The following is a 21,691-nucleotide window of genomic DNA, read 5'->3' as shown; positions in this document are numbered from 1 at the left end:
ATGACTGCCATGTTTGCGAACAATGATCATATGCGCCAGCCGAACGAGACCCTCGATCTGGCGGGTATCGGTGTCGGACCTTCCAATCTGAGCCTTGCGGCGTTGCTCGACAGCGTCGGCGGCCTCAAGGCGCACTTCTACGAACGCCGGGCGAATTTCGACTGGCATCCCGGCATGATGCTGCCCGATGTCGAACTGCAGTCGTCCTATCTGAAGGACCTGGTCACACCCGTCATGCCGACCAATCCATGGTCGTTCGTGTCCTATCTTGTGGCCCACAAGCGCCTCTATGCGTTTCTGAACGCCCATTACGATGCCGTGCCGCGCCGGGAGTTTGCGCAATATCTTGCCTGGGTCGCCGGACAGCTCGATAATGTTTCATTTGATGCTGCCGTGCGCGAGGTCAAACACGACAAGGACAGGTTCGTGGTGCAGTTCGACAACGGCAGTGTGGCGGCAAAGAACATCGTGCTGGGAACAGGAACCACGCCCTTTGTCCCTTCATGGGCGACACCGTTCCTCGGCGAACGCTGCTTCCACAATTGCGAAGCAAAATTCCGGCTGCCGGACCTCAATGCAGCCCGCATCGCGGTGATCGGCGGCGGCCAGAGCGGCGGCGAAGTGGTCGAATCCCTGCTCAACTCCAAAGCCAATCTGAAAGAGCTCAACTGGTTCAGCCGCCGGCACAATTTCGAACCGATCAACGACACAGCTTTTTCCAATCAGGTGTTTTCGCCGGAATATGTCTATGCCTACCTCAACCTCAACAATGACCAGAAGCTCGAAGCATTGAAAGCTTCGATCCTGACCAGCGACGGCCTTTCCCTGTCGACGATCAATGCGATCTACCGCCGGCTTTACAGTCTGCGCTATCTGGAAGGCCGCAGCATCGAGGCAAAACTCTCGCCCAATCGCGATGTGATTCAGGTGGAGGCCGACAAGGACGGTTATCGGCTGATCGTGCGCAACCGCTTTGACGGCGGTGTCGAGGTTGCCCATGCCGATGCCATCATTCTCGCCACAGGTTACCAGTTCAAACTGCCCGAGGCCCTCTCCGGGTTGCAGGACCGTATCCAGTTCGACCGTCACAGCCGCCCCGCCCTCAATGACGAATACTGTCTCAACTGGAACGGTCCGAAGCAGAACCGCATCTTTGCCCAGAACGCCGGGCGCTACAGCCATGGCATCGCCGATTCTCAACTGAGCCTGATGGCATGGCGCAGCGCCCACATCATCAACACGCTTACAGGTCACGAGCACTTCGATCTGGAGCCGCATGACTCGCAGGTCAACTGGCTGTCGAGCGGGCACGAGACCATCGGCCAGTCCATCGCCGTAGATTACTAGAACCGGAAAATCGGATCGGGCAGGCTCTGCTGGCGGAATACCAGCCCTGTCCGATCCGATTGCGCGCAAACCGCAATCATATGCCCGCTCGGAGACAGAAGCAGGCGGTGGCACCAGTTGTCCCGATCTCCAGGCAGATCATGCTCCACGCGGATTGCCCGGCTTACCGGATCGACCCGCACAGTCAGCCGATGCGGCTCGACAGCCAGCCCATGGCCTGTCGCTTTCAAAAAGCTCTCCTTGAGTGTCCAGAAAGCGAGCAGCAGCGCCTGACGTTCGGCGCCTTGAAGCATCGAGAGCGTCGCAAATTCAGCGGTGGAGCAGATGAGTTGCGCCGCCCCGGCCTCAAGTGTCGCCGAGCGCATTTCGGCATCCACGCCAACAGCCGTACACGCGCGGCTGACTGCAAGCACCGCCAGACCATTGGTATTGCTGAGATTGAATGCCAGCGCCGTTTCGCCGGCAAGATACGGTTTGCCGTGTTCGCCGGCAGCAATGTTCAAGTCCTCCGCCGCGTCTCCGGTGTAGTGTGACAGGATGCTGCGCTGGAGGTAACGCCCTGCCATGAACCCGGTGGCATCCCGGTCGAACCTAAACGCAGCCGCCCGCTCCTGTTCCCGCTGGGAAAGTGCCGACCTGACCTTTCCCCAATCCGTTTGGCCTTCAGTAAAGGCCCACCACCAGATATCAATCGCAGCGGGATGCCCAAGGGTCCGGGCCGGGCTGGCCTCCGGCAAATCCGTGAGACGATCATATGGCAGCATCGGGCCTCTCCCTTCCCCCGGCTGTGTTCAACCGTCCTGGCATGGCTTTACAACGGCGAAGGCAGCCTGAATGGCACGATTGACCGCCACCGGCAGCAGAGACATGTGGTTTTCACCGGCGTGAATCTCGAACTGCGTCCGGACCGGCCGGTCAGGCAGGGCGTTCAACCGGCGCATGAGTTCGACGGAATGAACATCATTCAACGTGATTTTCTTCTGCGCCAGCCGGTCCGCCTCGTCGGCCGCACCGCGCTGGAATGGTGCCAGCTTGTCCGTCTCGTACTCGCCGCAGGAGAGATAAAGCGCCGCCCCCGGTCGCGTCGCATGCGCTGCTTCGAATTGGGGAAGAAAGGCGTTGATCGCACAATTTTCCCAATAGATCGACGCGCTCGCCGCAATCCATGTTGTGAAGGCCGATGGGCGGGTGAAGAGACTGTAGAGTACGAAGAGACCGCCGAAGGAATGACCGAAGATCGCCTGGCGATTGCGATCAATGGGAATATCCGCTTCAATCATCGGCTTGATCTGATCTTCGATGAACGTCAGGAACTCCCCGACCCCACCGGTCCTGACTTCAGGGGTGTTTTCATAGAACGGCGGATAGACCTGTCCGGGCGGCGGCCCGAGATCCCAGGAGCGTCGCAACGGATCATAGGCGCCGTCCACGGGATAGCCGATGGTGACAATCACGCCATAAGCCACATTGGTGCCGCTGGGATAACTCGCCTGCGCCCGCATCGCGTCGACGGCCGTGCCGATCACCGCATTGCCATCGGTCATATAAAGCACCGGCCATCCATCGCTTGGCGGCTCCCCGCCGGGACGGTAGACGAAAACGCGGTACACCAGGCCATTCTGGTTCGAGACCACGTCATGAAAGGTGGTGTTGCCAATCATGGCCGGTGATGAATTGGAGAATGCTGTCATTGGTCCGTATCTTGTGAAGGGAAGGAGAACCCTTCCGCCATCGGAGCAGCTTGCATAGTGCAAATCCGGCTACCCTGTTATTAAACATGACTATAATGGTCAATATTTATTATCCGCTGGCGCTGGAAGGACCGTTGCGACGCAGCGCCAGGTGCTTGAATTCATCATCGCCAAACTGGTGCAGGACCATAGGCTCTCAGCCTGCAAGAAAGCTGCGCTAACCATATATTCCATTTCCCCTGGAACAATTATGGAAAACCCCTTGCAGCAACCCAGTTAATTTCCGATGTTTACTCAGATACCGGAATTCTCTCTCTTCATATGTACAAGTAAATTACATACTTATCGTTCTTTTTGCCTTGGAGTTATCAAAGAAGTGAGAAGAAATATATGAATGCACACGAAAAGCTGATCGAATCCATGGCAAAGGCTATCCACGCCCAGAAATATACTGGAAGCCACAGCTGGGACAGCATTCCGGATTTTGTCCGTCAGACATACCGGGAATATGCCAAGGCGGCCATTCCGATCGTGTATAATGTCTTGCGTGATCCAACCAACGAAATGATCGATGCCGCCAACCGAGCGCGCCCATCCGTCACGTCAAGAACGATTCAGGCGGCCGTGGATGCATCGCCCCTCAATCCGAACGGTAAAATATAGCGTATTTCCGGTAGAATCGGTACCGCGAGGCACCTCTGCCCCGTCAAGGACATCCATAATTTTGTCGTGTAAATGCCTTCGGGGGATAGCAGGTGCGATCTCCCGGGTTGGTTCGCCGCGACATTTCATCCATACAAGGCGCCGTCCATCCCCGACGTGCGCGATTTGGCATCACGCGTGTAAATTATACACATCACGACAAACATATATAATAAACGTCAATTTATTTCCTCTCATATCAATATATATATTGAAAAAAGTGTTCAAAAATCTCACGAATTGAACAATTGTTTTGTATTGTACGGGATATGTAAACTTGTATTTAAATTTTGAATTAATCAAAATAAGTGAAAAACTTGTGATGACAATTTCTTTAGTTGCTATTTCTGTAAAACTTCTCGTAGTCTGAATTTCCTTGAACGTCTAAAGTTGATCTTGAACTTCCGTTGTAGAAGTTGCTTGAGGTATTTGGGTTTTTTGGGGGGAGTGAATGTATAAGAATCCGATGGAACGTTCTGAATACAGATCTCTTTCGAGCTCAAGCGGAGACATATCCAGCAACGTTGAAAAGATGGACGGCAATTGGCGCTGGTCGGGCTTCCCTGATGAACAGGGACGTTATGGCTTCAAACGCCAGGTGTGTCCATTACATCAGACATCCATCGTTTATGGTGAAACAAGCGGCCGATTGGAAGTTGCATCCAATGGTATTGGTGCAACGTTAAGCTTTGTATTCATGCTCAAAGGCGCGGTTGATCTCATCGATACCAAGAACCGCAAGATACAGAATATTCCGGCGGGAACCGCCACCGGCGTGTTCGACCGCCCGGGGGTCAAGGCGAAACTTTATCCGGCCAGTTCCTGGGTGAGTTATCTTGTTCCGGTACCGACATTGCGTGAACACTTCGAACGCCTGATGCGGCGCCCGTACTTTCAGGAGCTCGCATTCTCGCCCCTGCATGATTTCCGCACTGGCAGTGCTTCCGCGCTGTACCAGACGCTTTGCTACGTGAGCGAGGATATAGCGGCGGCCGCGGGTTCAGGCCGCGATGTCCTGGCGGGCGTGTATGAACGATTGCTGCTCGCCAAGCTGTTCATGACCAGGCCTGACAACGTCAGCGCCCTGAGCAGCCAGTCCTCCCGGAGAATTTCACCGCGCTATCTGCAGAGCGCCGAAGCATTCATGCGTGAGAACATTCACAATTCGATCACGCTCGATGAAATTGCGGCGGCAGCAGGCTGCAGTTCCCGCGCACTGCAGCGTATGTTCAAGGAATATCGCGATACCAGCCCCATGCACATCCTGTGCGCGTACCGATTGTCGGCGGCGCATGATGCTATCGTCAGCGGCAGTGCGCGCAATGTCACCGACCTGGCCATGCACCTGCAGTTTTCAAATCCGGGACGGTTCTCGTCCCTGTATCGGAATGCCTATGGAATGAGCCCGTCGGCAATGATGCGATTTCACGAAAAGAGCACGTAAGACATGCTGAAAAGGCAAGCTGGACCTTCACTGCCAAGCATCGTGATGCCACTCTATCCCTTTCATCGGTATTTGGAGCCGAGACGATCCGCATCGGCGGGACTGGTTCTCACCATGATGTCTGCAATTGCCCTCTCCGGCTGCGCACTTCCCGGTTCGGGTCCTTCAACCGCGCAGATCGTCGAGCAGCGGAAAACGGAAACGCGCACCAACTACGCCATGGTCGATGTGAACGACGCCGTGCTTTCCTATGCGGCAACGCGGCCGCGCGAAAGCCTCGTCAATCGCTTTGGCGCCGGGCCGCGCACGAGCGACCTGCGCATTGCAGTCGGCGATGTGGTTGGCGTCAACCTGTGGGAAGCGCCTCCCGGCAGCCTGTTCGGCAGCAACATCACCGCAGCAGGCTTTCAACAATCCTCCGGCGGATCGACGGTCATTCCGCCGCAAACCGTTTCGGGCGATCGCACGATTGCCGTGCCCTATGCCGGACGCATTGCCGTTGCCGGGCGGACTCCCTCCGAAGTGGAGCGCCAGATCGCAGCGGCCCTTGACGGCAAGGCCGTCCAGCCCCAGGCGCTTGTCACCATTCAGCGCAGCACAGCCAATTCCGTCACCGTCACCGGTGAGGTTGCCTCCGGCGCGCGGATTTCCCTTTCGGGTGCTGGCGAACGCATACTGGATGCCATCGCTTCAGCGGGCGGTATCCGGGCAGCAGCCAGCGAAAGCATCATCCGGTTGACGCGCAATGGCGTGACTGCCCGTATTCCGTTCGATGTGCTTATCGAAAATCCGGCGGAAAACATACGCCTGAAATCCGGTGATCTCATCACCGTCGTGCGCGAACCGCGCACCATTCTTGTGTTGGGTGCGGCTGGACGCAATGCCGAAATTCCGTTTGAAGCATCCCGGATTTCCATGGCCGACGCACTGGCCAAGGCGGCAGGCCTGAACGACAACCGCGCTGATGCCAATGGCGTCTTCGTCCTGCGCTACGAACTCGCCTCCGTTGCCAGACGCTTCCTTCCCGCCGGCAACCCGCTTGTCAACTCCGGCGAATATATCCCCGTGGTGTACCGCTTCAACATGAAGAACACGAGCACGATGCTGGCAATGCAAAGATTCGAAATGCAGCCGCGCGACGTCATTTACATTGCCAATGCATCCGGGGCCGAATGGCAGAAGGTCATGGCAATCTTCCAGGGTGTCGCATCCCCTGCCCTGTCCGCCACCTCGATCGGCATAAGCGCTGCGGCAGCAACGAAGTGAAACTGGCAAGAGAGAGTAACGTCTGATCCGCCGATATGCGGGGACTTGAACAACGAGACCATTACCGTCCTATGCTTCCCCTGGGAGCAGCTGCCGTGAGAGTAAACAATGCCACCCCAATCGCTGCTTCACCTCCATGAGATTGCAAGCTTCAAGCGCCCGGATCTGGAGTTGGCCGTTCAAAATCTCGCACGCAGCGCCTATCTCGGCGACTATACAGCGGTTGCGCGCATTCTGGGCCGCTACAAATTCTATATCGACACCCGGGACCGCGGTTTTGGATCACACCTTCTCCTGGACGGGTACTGGGAAATCTGGCTGACTCAGTTTTGTGCCCGGAACGTGCGCGATGGCATGGTCGCCGTCGATGTGGGGGCAAATTTCGGTTACTATTCGGTCCTGCTGGCGGAGCTTGTCGGTGCGTCGGGGCAGTTGCTTGCGATCGAACCCAACCCCCATGCCATGGATTTTCTCAGGCGCAGCATCGATCTCAACGGTTTTCTGCGTCGTACCCGCCTCGCACAAATCGCACTCAACGATACGAACGACAAGCTTGTCTCCCTCTACATCCCTCACAATGAGCCCAAAAACGCGGCAGTGGTGGAGCCCGGCTTCGTCGCGGACGCTGTCTCGGGGTCCCTCGTCAATGTTCGCACGGCGACGCTCGATCAGCTGTGTCAGTCCTACGAGCGGGTGGACTTCATAAAAATCGATGCGGAAGGTGCCGAGGAACATATTTTTAATGCGATGCAAGAAACCATCGAACGCCATAAGCCCATGATTGTCATGGAGTTTAATGCGCTCCGGTATGCAAACAGCGTTGAATTCATTCGCCGGTTGACGGCGGTCTACGGCACGTTGCGGCACCTCGATTTCAAGGGGCAGACACATGTTGTGACGCCCGAACAGCTCTCCGCAAATGACACTGGCGATGACTGGCTGCTTGTCTTGTCGGCTCATGAACCCGCATGATTGTACGATTTTGGGCTGATTTGCATTTCTGCGCTGCCCTGAAAGGAAGCCGACTTGGCAAGAACCATACTGTATGATGGTCTCAATCTATCCATGCAAAAGGGCACAGGCGTGGCCACCTATACACGCGGTCTGATCCAAACCGCGCGCCAGCTCGACTACCAGACGGGCATTGTGCATTCGGTTCGCGGCAAGCTCCCCAAAGATCCGGCCCTGCGGGAAGTCATCCTTTTCGACGATAATTCAAACAGAAAACTGGCTCCGGTTGCCCAGGCGAAACGCTGGCTGCGTCGGCAGATTGGCGCCCCGTTGGGGGCGACCCCTACCCCCATTCCGCTGACCGGCACCGTCATCGTCAAATCGCTGCAGGGAAACCTGATGGATTCAGAGTTTCTCTATGCGCACAATGATATCTTTGCGATAGCCCGTCAGCACTTCAAGACTTTCGGGAAAAGCCTGCCACTGTCATTCGACAAGGCTCCTGATCTTCTTCACTGCACATATCCGCTGCCGCTCAGGGCGCGCAAAGGCCTGAACATCTGCACCATTCATGATCTGGTTCCATTGCGTCTGCCTTATCTGACCGAGGACAACAAGCGATACCACTACAAGCTGCTGCGCCATCTGACCAAAACGGCCGATCACATTGTCACGGTCTCCGAAACCTCCAAGCAGGACATTATTCGCATCCTCGGGGTAGACGAGAAACGCATCACCAATACCTATCAGGCCGTCCACGTCCCTCTGGATTTACGCGAAAAACCGGAGGGCGTGGCGGCCGATGAAATTGCCGGCATCTTCAATCTCGACTGGAAGAAATACTTTCTGTTCTTTGGCGCCTTTGAGCCGAAGAAAAACCTGTCCAGGCTGGTTGAAGCCTATCTCTCGGCCAAGGTGGATTTCCCCCTGATCATCGTCGGCGCGCCGGGTTGGAAAGGCGACCAGACACAGCTCCTCATCGACGACGAGCGGTTTCGCTTCTACACACACGTCGAAAACCGGGTTGTTCCTGGCCGCCGTATCCATCGTTTCGACTTCGTTTCCTATTCTCTTCTCATCAGTCTTGTCCGCGGTGCCCGCGCCGTGCTCTTCCCATCCCTTTATGAGGGCTTTGGTCTCCCGGTCCTCGAATCCATGCAGCTTGGCACACCGGTCCTGACATCAACGGAGGGGTCCGTTCCAGAGATTGCCGGTGACGCTGCCCTGTTGATCGATCCTTACGATACGGATTCCCTGCGCAATGCGGTCAAGGCGCTTGCCCGCGATGACGACCTCTGCAGCCATCTTGCCAATCTCGGACCCAAACAGGCTGAACTTTTCTCGCCTGCGCGATATCATCAGGCTGTCAGTTCACTGTACGACAACCTCTTCAACGGCGGGAGGTAGACAGGCCAGATGACCCTTCAGATTGCTTTGGGGATACCGGGTCTGATGTCGACCTGGGGAATCCATGCCCTGAAAGTCATAGCGGACGAAGCATTCGACGATTACAATTACGCGTCCGTGGAAACGTTGGACGACATGCGCAATGCCTGGACAAGCCGGAGCAGCCAGAATGTCATCCTGTCTTCGCTCTACCCCGATGCGGCATTGTGCGCATTTCTACGCCGCTCAAAGACACCTTACATCATCTTCAGCGAGAGCGCCCTGGATTCCATTGCACATCTCATCCATCAGTTCGCGAAGCAGGATATAGCGCTGGTTCGCTCTCTGTCAGCCAGCATTGCCTGCGTTTCGCAAATGCGCCCACACCCCTTTCTCGTCCATCTGGACCGTTCAAAAATCGGCAATGTGCGCATCCACCGCATCATCGCTCAAATGTGCCGGCAGCTCGGTGTCTCGCTGACACCCGCCGGCATGATCCGGTGCCTGGAACAATTGGGCATGGACAGCACCGGTTCAACCACAGAAACCGGGCACATTCCGACCCTTGAGGAGTCCGCCGCCAGGATCAGCCCGCACGATGTGTATCAGCCGGAAAAGGTGGAAGGGCTGTTGAAGATTGTGCAGTACGCGATTGAACCGTTTGATGGTAAAATACTTAAGGGACAGGTCGCTTCTCTCACCTGGCCACAGGAAAGCTTCCTGCTTGCCGACAAGGGAGGCGAGCCCGCGACAGGTGAAATCGACCTCGTCGGACAGGCCCGCTGCCTCGTCTATGGTCCCTACTTCCATCTTCCGGCCGGCGAATGGAACGTCCGGTTTTTCCTAGATATTGATCAGAATATCTACGGACAGATCTTTACGATCGAAATCTACAGCGAGGATATACTGGGTAAAATCCGCGTTCGCCCGTCCGGAACAGGGTCGTTCGCAGCGGAAACGACCTTCCGGGTTGAAGGGCCTAAAATACCGATTGAAATTCGCCTCTTTACAGAAACAGGCTCCATCGAGGGCGCAATCGCGCACTGGCACGTCGAATTAAGTCCGGTCCATAGCGAGATTGGCACTCCCGAAGATTACCAGGCTGGTTCGGATCCGGAGCCCGAACAAGATACGGTCGCAATGAAACTGGAATCCGTTAACCATCAGGACTGATGCGATATTTCCCACTGCAATACAAAACGCGACAAACACAGACATCTGGCGACTATATTTAGATAAATCAATGTAATTAAAGTATATATCGTAATTATAATCTATGGCAATCTTCACCTCGAAGTTGGTCTTTTGAAGGTGAAAGTTATGCAGAAACTTGGTGCTATCGGTCTATTCTTTGCAGCCGCAGTTTTATCGGGCAATGCTTATGCCGCCGATGCCGTCACTGATACCGCTCCCCCGGAAGCAGTGTTCACGGCACCGGCTTTTACCTGGACGGGTTTTTATGCCGGTGTGAACGCCGGCTATGCATTTTCTGGAAATGACCGCGTTGGATTTCGCGAAGGCGGAAACTTCCTCGGCAGCATCGGCACCTTGGAAGATAACGGCTTTCTCGGCGGCGCGCAGGTCGGCTACAACTATCAGATCAACAATTTCGTTCTCGGCCTGGAAGTGGATTTCCAGGGCGGCGACATCAGCGACAGCATTTCCGGTCCGCTTGGCCGCCTGAACTTCGATGCCCACTCAAAGATCGACTGGTTCGGTACCGTTCGTCCGCGTCTTGGCTATGCATTTGACCGCACGATGATTTACGGAACGGGCGGCTTGGCTTACGGCAATGTCAAATACTCGATTTCCGACAGCATCGGCAACGCCGCCAGCGAGAGCAAGACCCGGGCCGGCTGGGTCGCAGGCGCCGGTATCGAACATGCCTTCACAGACCACCTGACAGCCAAACTCGAATACCAGTACATCAATTTCGGCACGCACACGGTCGGGAATGACTTTATTTCGACAGACGCAACGTCTGATTTCCACAGCGTGCGCGTCGGCCTGAACTACAAGTTCTGATCAGAAAAGCAGCTGAGCACAATAAATTGACTTTCAACAGAAGGTGTTTGTCCTATGGCTCTCATACATCTTGATCTCATAAACAATTCCACAACAACTATCGATAGTAGCTGGAATTCCAGCAATACTCTTGAACTTGGACTTGTATCGAGCGGAACGCTGATCGTTAATGGCGCAACGGTAAATCTTACAAGCCTTGTTGGCGGCGGTGTTGTTACCAACACGACAATTCAGTTGGAGAATGGCGCAAACGTCACCGTAAACCCGGCCCTTGCTGGCGTATCCGCGGGGTCTACATTTCATTATTTGATTGGCGCCGGAACCACGCTCACATTGCAATCCGGCCTCATCAGCGTAGATCTTATTCAGAATACGACCGTTGACTTTCTCGGCTCGGGCGGGACAGGGCACTTCGTTTTCACACCACCGACACTCGGACTTTCCCTCAGCGCCGCGCCGAACATCATCAATGCCAATGCTGGAGATCAGGTAACTGTAACGGGCTCATCCAGCGTTACGCAAAGCGGCAATGTAATCACTTTCCATGGTGGACTGGGTGGCTTAATTACGCTTGCCCAATACACTATTCCTGCTGGAGCGCAGTACACGTACAGCGATACCTCAGATACGCTGACCTTTACACTCCCTTGCTTCGTGCGAGGCACGCGTGTGGCTACTCCTGAGGGGGAAATTCCCGTCGAGTATTTGAGCGTTGGCGATATGATCCTCAGCTTCAACAATGGTGCTACAGAAGTAAAATGGATAGGAAAGCGGATAGTCGATCCGAAACTGATGGATAAGCCACGCGATGAACTCCCGGTGCATATCCACGCTGGCGCCATCGCTGACAACGTTCCGCATCGAGACCTCTTCGTTTCACCAGATCATTGCATGTTCATCAACGGCTCGCTCATTCCTGCAAAGCTGTTGATAAACGGAACGACGATTACCCAGGAAATTGCTCTTGATCCAATTGAATACTTCCATATCGAACTTGAAGAACACGATGTCATTTGGGCTGAAGGTGCTCAAGCGGAGACATATTTGGATCTTGGAAACAGAAAAGCATTTCTCGAACCAGGCATCCTGCAATTCACGTCGATAAAGGCCAAGGAAGTAAAATCCAGCTTCCCTCTTGCTTACTGGGGCCCTGCCGTTGATCAAGCCCGCGCATTGATCGCCGAACGTGAAACCGCTCTTGGCTACACCACGAGTGAAGCAAAAGCGTCTTGATATAAAAACATAAACACAGATTGCGGCGACATATGTCGCTGCAATCTGCAATATTAACCACCATGACAGTAATATACAGCAATATATAATATATTTCATTTACAAATTCTATTTTTCAATATGGAATAAGCTTCAAATATACTCGGAGATCAGTGAATGCGCAGTGAATTATTTACTTCACCTTATTCGCTCGATGCAGATATAGACGATATGAGAGGTTTGCTTGTCAGGTTTGCAGGCAAGCGCATTTTCTTTGATGGCGTATTCAAGGGCGATTACAGCCTGGCCATCGTCAACCGTTGCCTGGCACAAGCACTGATTGCATCAGGCGTTGAAATCGTCTGCTACACGCACGAATCCGATTGGCAAACCGATTCCCGCCTGAATGCCATGCCGGACGTCAGACGCCGGCTGCTTGCCCATTATCCGGCCGGCGAAACATTCGATATTCACGTGCGCAACACCTGGCCGCCGGCGACCCATGACATGCTTGGACGCTTCAACGCCTATGTCAATTTTGCCTGGGAAGAGCTGGAAGTACCGCAATATCTTGTCTCGCGTTTCAACCGCGATCTCGATCTCTTGATGGTCACGTCCAATTTCGTCAAACAAGCCTTCGTACAATCCGGATTGACCATTCCTGTCGAAGTTGTCGGCAACGGGACGGACCATATCCAGGCCCATGCCGGACTTGCCGCGGAATCGCCGCTGCCGCCGCATGGCAAGGCACGGATTCTGCACGTGTCATCCTGCTTCCCGCGCAAGGGCGTGGATGCGCTTGTCGAGGCCTACGCCAGGACATTCAAACACGATGAGCCGGTTGAGCTCGTCATCAAAACCTTTCCCAATCCGGACAACATCCTCAAATCCGTCATGGCCCGCTTCGAAGAGCAGCTGAAACAGGCGCCACCCGTCATTCTGATCGAAGATTATTGCGATCCCGAGCAATTGCTTGCGCTGTACCGGACCGCAGCGCTTGTCGTTGCGCCAAGCAGGGGCGAAGGGTTCGGCCTGCCCCTGGCGGAGGCAATGCGCCTGGGGATCCCCGTCGTGACCACCGGCTACAGCGGCCAGGTGGATTTCTGCACCCCTTCCACCGCATGGCTGGTTGACTACCACATGGCGCCGTCGCTGGCCCATGTATCGGGTTCATTGAGCTTGTGGGCCGAGCCTTCCACCCTGCATCTTGGCGCGCAAATGCGCGCAGCGCTCGACAATGAGGAGGAGGCACGCATGCGCAGCAAAAATGCGCAACGTTTTCTGGACGCGCATACCGGATGGAATGCGGTGGCTGCCAGGGTTCTTGCGGCCATCGCCAAACCGGTAAAACTGATCGTCTCCCCCAAACGGCCGTGGACTGTCGACCTCGTTTCGTCGTGGCAACAGCAGTGTGGCCTTGCGACCTATGCCGGACACCTGTTTTCCACCCCGGCACTGGCGGGCCGTTTCTCCCATATCTATGCGCGCCGCATTCTCGATGATGCCTTGCCGGACAGCGCAGCCGCCAGGACGGCCGAAACCGCGGATATCACATCGCGGCCGTGGGGCTATGATCTTACCTCGCTCATGCGGTTCATCGCGGAAATCGAGGAGGCAAAGGGCGACGTCCTGTGGATGCAGCATCATCCCGGCCACTTCTCGACATCAGACATGGAACTGTTGTTGAAAACCCTGCTGCAGATCAACCACAAGCTGCGCGTTATAACCATGCACAGCGTGAAGGAAACGCTGCGCGGCGGCAATCTGGACTGGACGAAGAGCTTCGATATCGTGTTTGTCCATTCCGCTGAAGACGCGGGGCTCCTGGCCAAGGCGGGACATCCCAACGCCATTGTTGTTCCTCACGGGGTGCGTGAGGCGACGGGCGGGGGTGCGCAACCCGACCCATCCGCATTCACCATCGGTTCGTTCGGCTTTTTGATGCCGCACAAGAACATCGACATATTGGTGCAGGGATTTGCAAAAGCGCGGCTTTTCGAACCGCGACTGCGCCTCAAACTGCTCAATTGCATGGTTCCGAATGATGAGTCCCGGGCATCCCGGGTGCTGATCGAGAATCTCCTGATCCACTTTGACCTGCATGACTTTGCAACAGCCCGCTTTGATTTCATCGACGAGAATGAGCTGAGCGACGAGTTGGCCCAATGCAACCTGCTGGCTTTTCTCTATGGCGCCTCGACCGAGACGGCGACCGGCGCGGCGCGGATTGCCATGACGGCGGATCGCCCCCTCCTGTGCTCCCGTTCATCGGTGTTGCGGGACATGTGGCCCATCAGCCATGTCGTGCGCTCGGTGGATGTGGATTGCGTTGCCGAAGCTCTTGTCAGTCTCGCCCAGAACCCGGACCTTCTGGGTTTGCGCGACGCCGACCGCCGGCAGGCGTCGGAATGGAATTCCTATCCGCGCGTGGCTGCGCGGCACGTTGTGATGATCGAACAGATGTTGGGACGCAAACATGACAATCGCCGAGCTGCATAAGATACCGCTGCAAGCCCTGCCCAAGGATGTCTTTTCCTTGCCGGCCGACGCATTCGTCGACGCCTGGGCCACCGCCTTCAACCTCGCAGAAACGGATTTGAGCGCGGACGACCGGCATGATCTGGCGCAGGCCATCCGCAATGGAACCAACAGAATGAAAGTCATCGACGCCCTTCGGTCCGTTGCCCCCGAGACCACCGAGAAGATTGGCGACTTCTCGGCACAGGTCATACGGCGACCCGCCGATCAGTTCGCGCTGATTGAAAATTTTGCCCGTTTTGCACCCGACAGCGACGTGGCATTTCTGCGGTACGGTTTTTCCAAAATTCTCGGGCGCGAGCCCACCGACAAGGAGCGGCTCGCATTCGAGTTCGACCTGCGGCGGGGCACGATGGCGCGCGAGGAGGTCGTCAAGACGATTGTTGGCATTGCCCGCCGCGAAGGCCGGGTGTCGCTTTGGGATACAATGGCGGAATCGGGCCATGCGCAAGGCGTGCAGGACGACGGCAGTGCCGCACGAACCATGCCGGCTGGCCTCTCCTATGATTTGAATGGTCAGGAAACGCTGATTTTCGTGCGCGAGGTACCGGGGTCCGGCTGGATGATCGGGCCGGACCTGTTGCGCCAGCCGGTCAACGTTGTCGACAATGGATGGAAGGTCAGCCCTGGCTGGCTGCTCGTCGGGCCGAAACGCAGCTTTCAGACGGGGTCGTGGCGTATCCAGATCGATCTGGTGCAGGAAATGAATGCCAAGCTGGCCATACAGCTGGTTGCCAATTCCGGCCTCGATATTCTTCAGGAAGTGACGATAGCAGGCTCTTTCACCGGCAATCTTTCAACCGAGATCCGTGCCGAACACCGCTTCGTTGAACTGCGTGTAAAGATTGTCGATACACACAGCGAGACGTCGTGGGTACGGCTGCGCGATATATCGATGATTCGCGAGGCACAGTCATGATCCGCCTGCCATTCTCCGGGCAAGCGGCCAGACGCCAGCCGAAACCGGCAGACAACGGTGCGGCGGTTGAGACACAGCTGTCCGCCGGGGCACAGGCGGATGCCGCCCGCAATCGCGGTGACTGGCAAAGCGCAGCGACGTTTTACCGGCGCGCCATTGCCGATAGCCCGGCACGCACGGACTTGCTCGTGCAGCTTGGCCACGCCGAAAAGGAACTCGGGAATTACGACCGCGCAGAAACGGCCTACCGCAAATATCAGGGCCTGCATCCCCGCAATGTCGATATTCACGTTCAGCTCGGCCACCTCTTCAATCGCAGGGGTGACTTGAAGGCTGCGTTCATCTGGTATGAAAAAGCCCTTCAGCTTGCCCCCGATGATCGGGAAATCGCCCGACACGTCAATATCGCGCGCAACGGCTCCAGCCGCCCCGGCCTCGACCAGAGCCGCCGCGATGCCATGCGGCTCGTGGCGGAAAACAAATGGTCACAGGCCCGCGCCGCCCTGCGTGCACTGGTCGTCGACAATGGCCAGACCGACATGATTGCCGTCTTCGCCAATGTCACGAAGGAAGACGGAGATTTCGACGCGGCGCTGAAGCTCTATGGCCAGTACCGCGATTATGCCAATGCCTTCAACCCTGACAGCCTGGAAGATGTGGAGGTTCAGCTCGGGCATCTGCACAAGATTGCCGGCGACTATCGAACAGCGCTCACCCACTACATCAGGGCGCGGAACCATCAATTCAAACGTTCCGGCTACGTTGACGCTACCTCATCGCATGAGCGCGAAATTCAAGCCTGCATCAGCGAGATATACACCTGCTTCTCCGCGTGAACGATGGCAGGCGGTTCAGTCCAATACACCCTAGTTGCTGTGATCCCGGATTGCGGTGAGCAGCAGCCAGGCGAGCAGGTAGCCGATGGACGTCACCAGCAGGACAATCGTGATGTTCCGTATGGCCGTCGGCAGTTCCGCCTTGTCAGGACGATTGGCAGGCACGACAACCTCCAGATAAAGCTGCTGCCGCCTGGCATCGGCCCTTGCTGTCTTCAGCGAATCGAGCGCGGACAGGAGTGCCTTGTTGGAAAATTCCCGCTGCAGGATCAGCCCTTCATAATCCGCAATTCTGGGGGCGATGGAGCTGTCCGTTCCCGCAACTTTTTGCTGCTCGAGTTTCAGCTGCTCTTCCAAGGCGCTGATACGGCTGGTGATGAAAGGGATCGAACTGGAATCCGGCGCGGTTTCCCGCGTCTCGGCAAGACTGGCGCGCGAAGCGGCCAGCTCGGCGCTCAGCCGGCTCATCAGTTCAACCAGCGATACGGAGTTCTGCCCCGGATCGATCATCAATTCCCTGTTGCGGAAAAGCGTGATCGCCTTCTGCGCATCAATCATGCGCTGCTCGGCATTGCCCACCTCGGTGGTGGCGAAGCGAATGGCATCGCCGCGCGCCCGCTCATTCATTTTCAGAAGCCGCTCGCTGCCGAGGTCAAGCAGCTTCTGGTTCATCTCATAGGCATCGTCCGGCCGGAACGCCGATGTCCTGAGAACGGTGATGCCGGTTGTGTCGTTGTGAATGACCTGCACCCGCTGCGAGAAATACCGGTAGAGCTCCTCGAACAGGCCGGTTTGCCACGGTGCCGGGAAGCGCGCAAAAACATCCGCCTCCGGACGATCGAAATAGGTGCGGATGGGCAGGTCGTCACTCATCCGCTGCAAGGCGTCGCGCGACCGGATGTATTCCTGCGCGGAGAATGTGTCGTCCTGGGATCGGGTAATGCCGCTGTTCTGCAGCAGGTTGCCGAAACTTGATGACGAGGGTGGTGCCGAGACACGCACGACAAAAGACGATTGTGAAACATAAATCGGCGCCGCGATAAATGCGTAGTAGACGCTGACCAACAGAACGGGAAGCACGATGACGACCAAGGGCAGCCGTATCTGCCAAAGCCTGGCAAATGCGCCCCATTTTCTTCCCCTTGAGGACGGAACAAAAGAATTATGCGCCAGACTATTTATGATTTTAATCCTTTTCAGCAACGAAATTGAATATTGCACGCCTCATTTCATTCAGACTGAAACAAAAAGAGTATATGTCTAAAATATATGACTTGTGAAGTATTTAGATCGCCCTTGCACCGATGAAAAGAACGTATAAAGTTTCATTTGACGTTCAGTGGATACAACTTGAAGAAGACATTCAATGAAAGCTGTCTTGCCTCAATACAACACGAGATCCCGCTTTTTTACTGGCCTGCGCGCGCAAGGGCGTGTTTTGGGCGCATTGGTCATGCGGGAGATGATAACCCGCTATGGACGCGAAAATATCGGCTTCCTCTGGCTGATACTTGAACCGATGATTCTGACGTGCGGCGTCATGTTGATGTGGACCCTGATGCGTCATGAAGCGCACGGGCTGACAGTCATTGCCTTCGTTCTGAGCGGTTATATGCCCCTGACCCTGTGGCGGCACGTTTCGTCCTACATGGTGAGCTGCATCCGTCAAAATCTGCCTTTGATGTACCACCGGCAGATCGGCCTCGCCGATGCGCTGATGTCCCGGGCTTTGCTGGAGATCGGCGGAACCACTTTCGCCCTGCTGGTTGTCTATCACGGCGCCTATCTGGCAGGATTTATCGAACCGTTTGCCGATCTTGGCCTCGTCCTGGCCGGCTGGCTGTTCATGGCATGGTTTGCCTTTTCCGTTGGGCTCGTTCTGGCAGCGCTGGCGGAAATATTTGAGGTTGTTGAAAAGCTGGTCGCGCCGCTTCAGTATCTGATGCTGCCTATCTCCGGCATGTTCTTCATGGTGTCCTGGCTGCCCCACGAAGCCCAGAAACTGGCGCTTTACGTGCCGACAGTGCATTGTTACGAGATGTTCCGGGCAGGTACTTTTGGCAATACGATCAAGCCCTTTTATGATGTCTCATACATTTTTGCGGCTTGCCTGCTCACAAATGCCGTGGGCTTTTACCTCATTGAACGCGTCAAAGGTCACGTCAAGTTTGAATGAGTGCAGAGGCTGCCGTTTACCAAACACGCGGACCAGCAACAGCGGAGGATCCCATGCGCGATACAAATGAAGATTGGGAAAAACTGGCGCAAGACAATGCCTATTGGGCGGTGCTGACCGAGGACGAGTTCAAATCAAAGAAACTGACAAAAAAACATCTGCAGACGTTTTTTGCCAGGGGCCGCGCCGATGTAGCGAACCTTCGGGCAAAGATCAAAAGTCTTATTCCCGGTTTTACGACGCCAACGGAATCCGTCATCGATTTTGGCTGCGGCGTCGGGAGGCTGCTCATTCCATTGGCCGAGCAGGCCAAGAACGCCATCGGCATCGATATATCGGAGACCATGCGCTCCATCACCCTGCAGAACGTTGCCCGTCATGGCCTTGATAACGTCCGATGTGTTGAAAGTGCTGAAACGCTCGTCAAGGAAGGTGTCAAGGTCGATTGGTTGAACAGCTACATCGTGTTGCAGCATATTGAGCCGCGTCGCGGCTATTTCATCATCAACGACCTGTTGCAATGTGTGAAAAGCGGAGGGGTTGCTTCACTGCATATCCCGCTGTTCAAGACGGCGAACAAGGCCGAGTATTACAATGACCGGGTCATGTATTTTCGCAACGACTACTACAAGAACGAGACAGTCTTCGTTGACCGGGATAATTACAGCCATCCGGACATACAGATGTATGACTACGATGCGAATACGGTTTTGGCTCTCTTCCACAAGAACCAGATGACAAATGTCCATCTTCTCCACGATCAGTCGGCAACGGGTATTCATGCCTATTACTTCATCGCCAGGCGCGATTGAACGAGCGCCTGCACCATCTACAACGAAGCGTAAATACTGAACGCGAACTTGACGTCGTCGAAGACCCGGCCTCTTCCGCTTTTCAGGACAAGCGCCGATTTGCACTGGTCGGCGATGATATCAAGGGTATGGCCAACGATGATCATCGCCCGATCCCTGCGCTTCACAAACAGCTCGTCAAATGACCGGCGCTGAAAGCGCTGGTCGCCAACCGCGATGACTTCATCGATCAGGTAGCAGTCGAAATCGATCGCAAGGGACAGACCGAACGAAAGGCGCGCGCGCATTCCGGAGGAGTAGGTTTTGATCGGCATCTGCAGATATTTGCCGAGATCGCTGAAGGTCTCGACACTGTCGCGTATCTCATCGAGCGGCCTGTCATAGATGCGTGACAGAAACCGCATGCAGTCATATCCGGTCATCGATCCGCCAAAACCACCGCTCAAGGCGATGGGCCACGAAAGCGACATGGAACGTACGACCCGGCCGGCCGTTGGCTTTTCAATGCCCGCGATCAACCGGACCAGCGTGGATTTGCCCGCACCATTGTGGCCGAGTATCGCGATCTTCTCCCCGGGGCGCACTTCGAAAGTGATATCGTCAAGCACGCGCCGGGTTCCGCCGTGGACCGGATATTCCTTGACCAGGTTATACACGCCGATGGTGCCGTCCTTCGGCAATCCGTCCGGTGACGGGATATTGGCGGTGAATGCAGGCGGAGCACCACCGGGATGGGTGAACGTCAGTGTGTCCGAATTGCTCATGTCTCTGCGTGCTCGTAGATCTGGTTGAGCATGAAACGGACGATCCAGAATGCGGCAAAGCACATCACGAAGGTCAGCAGGATCGACCACAGGCGCCTTGGATACAAGGCATGGTCAGGGCGGTTGGGATTGACGATCCGCTCGAGATAAAGCTGCTGCCTTTGCGCCTCGATCTTTGCATTCTCGAGCGACGTCGATGACGATTCCAGCATCCGCATGCCAAGTTCGCGCTGCAGGAGCAATTGCTCATATTGAGCAATCAATGGCGCCATGGAAGCATCCCCGCCAACGACCCGGGCCCGCTCCATGCTGATCTGCGTCTCCATTGCATCGATGCTGCTGCGAAGCGACTGTATCCGCGGGCTTTGCGGCGCCTGCTGGATCAGCGCCGTGTACTGGGCCTTGTTCTTGGCCACCTCGTCCGACAACTTCGCAATCATGTCGAGCATGACCGCCGACTGCTTGCCGGGGTCGATCATTGCAACCTTGTTGCGGAATTCCGTCAGCGACTTCTGCACCTCCGCCATCCGGTTTTCGCTGTCGGCAACCTCGAGCTTGGCGTAGCGTATGGCGTCCTGGCGCGCCCGCTCATTGAGCTGGTTGATCAGCGTTTCTGCACCGTCTAGCAGCACTTCCGTCAGCTTTTGCGCGTCCTCAGGCCGTGCCGCGCGCACTTCAAGGGTGGTGATGCCGCCGCCCGAATCCGTACCGACTTTCATGATTTTGAGATAGTGCTTGTAAAGCGCCTCTTCCGTCGCATCGCCCCAGATGCGGGGAAAGCGCGTCAGAAAGTCGATGTCGGGCCGGGACAGTATCGCGCGCAGTTCGGTTTTCGCTTCAAGCGTGGCAACGGCGGCGCGCGATTCAATATATTCCATCACCACATAACTGTCGTCCTGGGCGCGAACGAAGCCTGTACTCTGCAAAAATCCGCTGAGCAGGCCAGCTGCATTTCTGTTTGGGCTGCGCACCACAAAGCGCGTTTCCGATACATATTGGGGCGAAGCAATGACCCCGTAATACACCGTGGCAAGCGTCGTCGGGAGAATGACCATCAGGATAAGCAGCACATGCCGGCGCAACAGCGCCATCAGGCGTATCGTCCAATGGTCTTTGCGCGCTTTCTCAGCTTCGGACTGGCTGAGATCAACCAGCGTCAGGTAGTCGATGAATTCGTCGTTGGGACTGAGCCGCGTCATGCCAAGAAGCGCCGGGTTGTCGCGGCATCGGGTTCAGAATGTTTGCCGGATAATGCCAAACTCATATTCATCTCCGCCAGCGGCCTGATGCCATCCACTACAACGCCAAGATATAATGAAAATAAATATTCTGCAATTACAACTGAATATAACTATTGATATAATCAAATATGATAAAATACAAATGTTCACCAACAACAATGAAAAGACAAATACACATCTTATTGTCGTAAATATACTTGTTCTGGCGGAATTAGTATAGCGCCGCAAAAATCCGAATGAAATAACTACCTGAAATTGCGTTTGTTTTGGGTTCTGCTGACATAACGTCAAGTCAGAACCGATTGCGAAGGGGCTTGACGACCTGTGGAGGAGAAATCCGGGCAATCTGGCACAATCGTTCCTTTTCCGATCCGCGGACGG

19 protein-coding genes are annotated in these 21,691 nt (G+C 55.5%); 14 read left to right on the top strand and 5 right to left on the bottom strand.

Annotated elements, in window-relative coordinates; translation table 11 throughout:
- Nucleotides 1-1,347, top strand: a complete 1,347-nt coding sequence (locus J1W56_RS18745; RefSeq protein WP_223614810.1) for a lysine N(6)-hydroxylase/L-ornithine N(5)-oxygenase family protein — start codon at nucleotides 1-3, stop codon at nucleotides 1,345-1,347.
- On the opposite strand, the gene J1W56_RS18740 is transcribed toward J1W56_RS18745, so the two are convergent.
- Complete coding sequence (locus tag J1W56_RS18740) at nucleotides 1,344-2,111, bottom strand: 4'-phosphopantetheinyl transferase family protein (protein ID WP_223614809.1); 768 nt, start codon at nucleotides 2,109-2,111, stop codon at nucleotides 1,344-1,346. The two genes, J1W56_RS18745 and J1W56_RS18740, sit on opposite strands and share 4 nt — an antisense overlap.
- Before the next feature lie 27 nt (nucleotides 2,112-2,138).
- A complete protein-coding gene (locus J1W56_RS18735) occupies nucleotides 2,139-3,038 on the bottom strand; it encodes an alpha/beta hydrolase (protein WP_223614808.1) in 900 nt (299 codons plus the stop codon).
- A 390-nt stretch (nucleotides 3,039-3,428) separates the two neighbouring features.
- On the opposite strand from J1W56_RS18735, the gene J1W56_RS18730 reads away from it, so the two are divergent.
- The 11 genes from J1W56_RS18730 (at nucleotide 3,429) to J1W56_RS18680 (ending at nucleotide 16,317) form a co-directional block, all read left to right on the top strand.
- Complete coding sequence (locus tag J1W56_RS18730; RefSeq protein WP_223614807.1) at nucleotides 3,429-3,701, top strand: hypothetical protein; 273 nt, start codon at nucleotides 3,429-3,431, stop codon at nucleotides 3,699-3,701.
- A 490-nt stretch (nucleotides 3,702-4,191) separates the two neighbouring features.
- The gene (locus J1W56_RS18725) at nucleotides 4,192-5,184 is read left to right on the top strand and encodes a helix-turn-helix transcriptional regulator (protein WP_223614806.1); all 993 of its coding nucleotides are present in this window, start codon (nucleotides 4,192-4,194) and stop codon (nucleotides 5,182-5,184) included.
- 114 nt (nucleotides 5,185-5,298) lie between these two features.
- Nucleotides 5,299-6,450 carry a polysaccharide biosynthesis/export family protein gene (locus J1W56_RS18720; RefSeq protein WP_223614805.1) on the top strand — a complete coding sequence of 384 codons (1,152 nt, stop codon included), beginning with the start codon at nucleotides 5,299-5,301 and terminating at the stop codon, nucleotides 6,448-6,450.
- Between the two features lie 108 nt (nucleotides 6,451-6,558).
- Nucleotides 6,559-7,422 carry an FkbM family methyltransferase gene (locus J1W56_RS18715; protein ID WP_223614804.1) on the top strand — a complete coding sequence of 288 codons (864 nt, stop codon included), beginning with the start codon at nucleotides 6,559-6,561 and terminating at the stop codon, nucleotides 7,420-7,422.
- Nucleotides 7,423-7,476: 54 nt separating this feature from the next.
- Nucleotides 7,477-8,808: a glycosyltransferase family 4 protein gene (locus J1W56_RS18710; protein WP_223614803.1), complete on the top strand. Its 1,332-nt coding sequence runs from the start codon at nucleotides 7,477-7,479 to the stop codon at nucleotides 8,806-8,808.
- A gap of 9 nt (nucleotides 8,809-8,817) precedes the next feature.
- Nucleotides 8,818-9,960 carry a hypothetical protein gene (locus tag J1W56_RS18705; RefSeq protein ID WP_223614802.1) on the top strand — a complete coding sequence of 381 codons (1,143 nt, stop codon included), beginning with the start codon at nucleotides 8,818-8,820 and terminating at the stop codon, nucleotides 9,958-9,960.
- Between the two features lie 147 nt (nucleotides 9,961-10,107).
- On the top strand, nucleotides 10,108-10,812 hold the full coding sequence (locus J1W56_RS18700; RefSeq protein WP_223614801.1) for an outer membrane protein: 705 nt from the start codon (nucleotides 10,108-10,110) through the stop codon (nucleotides 10,810-10,812).
- 54 nt (nucleotides 10,813-10,866) lie between these two features.
- A complete protein-coding gene (locus J1W56_RS18695) occupies nucleotides 10,867-12,045 on the top strand; it encodes a Hint domain-containing protein (RefSeq protein WP_223614800.1) in 1,179 nt (392 codons plus the stop codon).
- A gap of 210 nt (nucleotides 12,046-12,255) precedes the next feature.
- The gene (locus J1W56_RS18690) at nucleotides 12,256-14,523 is read left to right on the top strand and encodes a glycosyltransferase family 4 protein (RefSeq protein WP_223614799.1); all 2,268 of its coding nucleotides are present in this window, start codon (nucleotides 12,256-12,258) and stop codon (nucleotides 14,521-14,523) included.
- Nucleotides 14,501-15,481: a hypothetical protein gene (locus tag J1W56_RS18685; protein WP_223614798.1), complete on the top strand. Its 981-nt coding sequence runs from the start codon at nucleotides 14,501-14,503 to the stop codon at nucleotides 15,479-15,481. The genes J1W56_RS18690 and J1W56_RS18685 overlap by 23 nt, the downstream gene beginning before the upstream one ends.
- Nucleotides 15,478-16,317, top strand: a complete 840-nt coding sequence (locus tag J1W56_RS18680; RefSeq protein WP_223614797.1) for a tetratricopeptide repeat protein — start codon at nucleotides 15,478-15,480, stop codon at nucleotides 16,315-16,317. Before J1W56_RS18685 ends, J1W56_RS18680 begins: the two co-directional genes overlap by 4 nt.
- A gap of 30 nt (nucleotides 16,318-16,347) precedes the next feature.
- On the opposite strand, the gene J1W56_RS18675 is transcribed toward J1W56_RS18680, so the two are convergent.
- On the bottom strand, nucleotides 16,348-17,397 hold the full coding sequence (locus J1W56_RS18675; RefSeq protein ID WP_223614796.1) for a capsule biosynthesis protein: 1,050 nt from the start codon (nucleotides 17,395-17,397) through the stop codon (nucleotides 16,348-16,350).
- A gap of 286 nt (nucleotides 17,398-17,683) precedes the next feature.
- On the opposite strand from J1W56_RS18675, the gene J1W56_RS18670 reads away from it, so the two are divergent.
- Both J1W56_RS18670 and J1W56_RS18665 read left to right on the top strand, forming a co-directional pair.
- Nucleotides 17,684-18,493: an ABC transporter permease gene (locus J1W56_RS18670; protein WP_223614795.1), complete on the top strand. Its 810-nt coding sequence runs from the start codon at nucleotides 17,684-17,686 to the stop codon at nucleotides 18,491-18,493.
- A gap of 53 nt (nucleotides 18,494-18,546) precedes the next feature.
- Nucleotides 18,547-19,305, top strand: coding sequence for a class I SAM-dependent methyltransferase (locus J1W56_RS18665; protein ID WP_223614794.1), 759 nt, complete (start codon nucleotides 18,547-18,549; stop codon nucleotides 19,303-19,305).
- 17 nt (nucleotides 19,306-19,322) lie between these two features.
- On the opposite strand, the gene J1W56_RS18660 is transcribed toward J1W56_RS18665, so the two are convergent.
- Nucleotides 19,323-20,069, bottom strand: coding sequence for an ABC transporter ATP-binding protein (locus tag J1W56_RS18660; protein ID WP_223614793.1), 747 nt, complete (start codon nucleotides 20,067-20,069; stop codon nucleotides 19,323-19,325).
- Nucleotides 20,066-21,268 carry a Wzz/FepE/Etk N-terminal domain-containing protein gene (locus J1W56_RS18655; protein ID WP_223614792.1) on the bottom strand — a complete coding sequence of 401 codons (1,203 nt, stop codon included), beginning with the start codon at nucleotides 21,266-21,268 and terminating at the stop codon, nucleotides 20,066-20,068. Before J1W56_RS18655 ends, J1W56_RS18660 begins: the two co-directional genes overlap by 4 nt.
- Between the last annotated feature and the right edge of the window lie 423 nt (nucleotides 21,269-21,691).

This window comes from Phyllobacterium calauticae (assembly GCF_019991125.1).
GTDB lineage: Bacteria > Pseudomonadota > Alphaproteobacteria > Rhizobiales > Rhizobiaceae > Phyllobacterium > Phyllobacterium calauticae.
The sequence above is the reverse complement of the archived record's forward strand: the minus strand, read 5'-3'. Positions and strand labels throughout refer to the sequence as shown.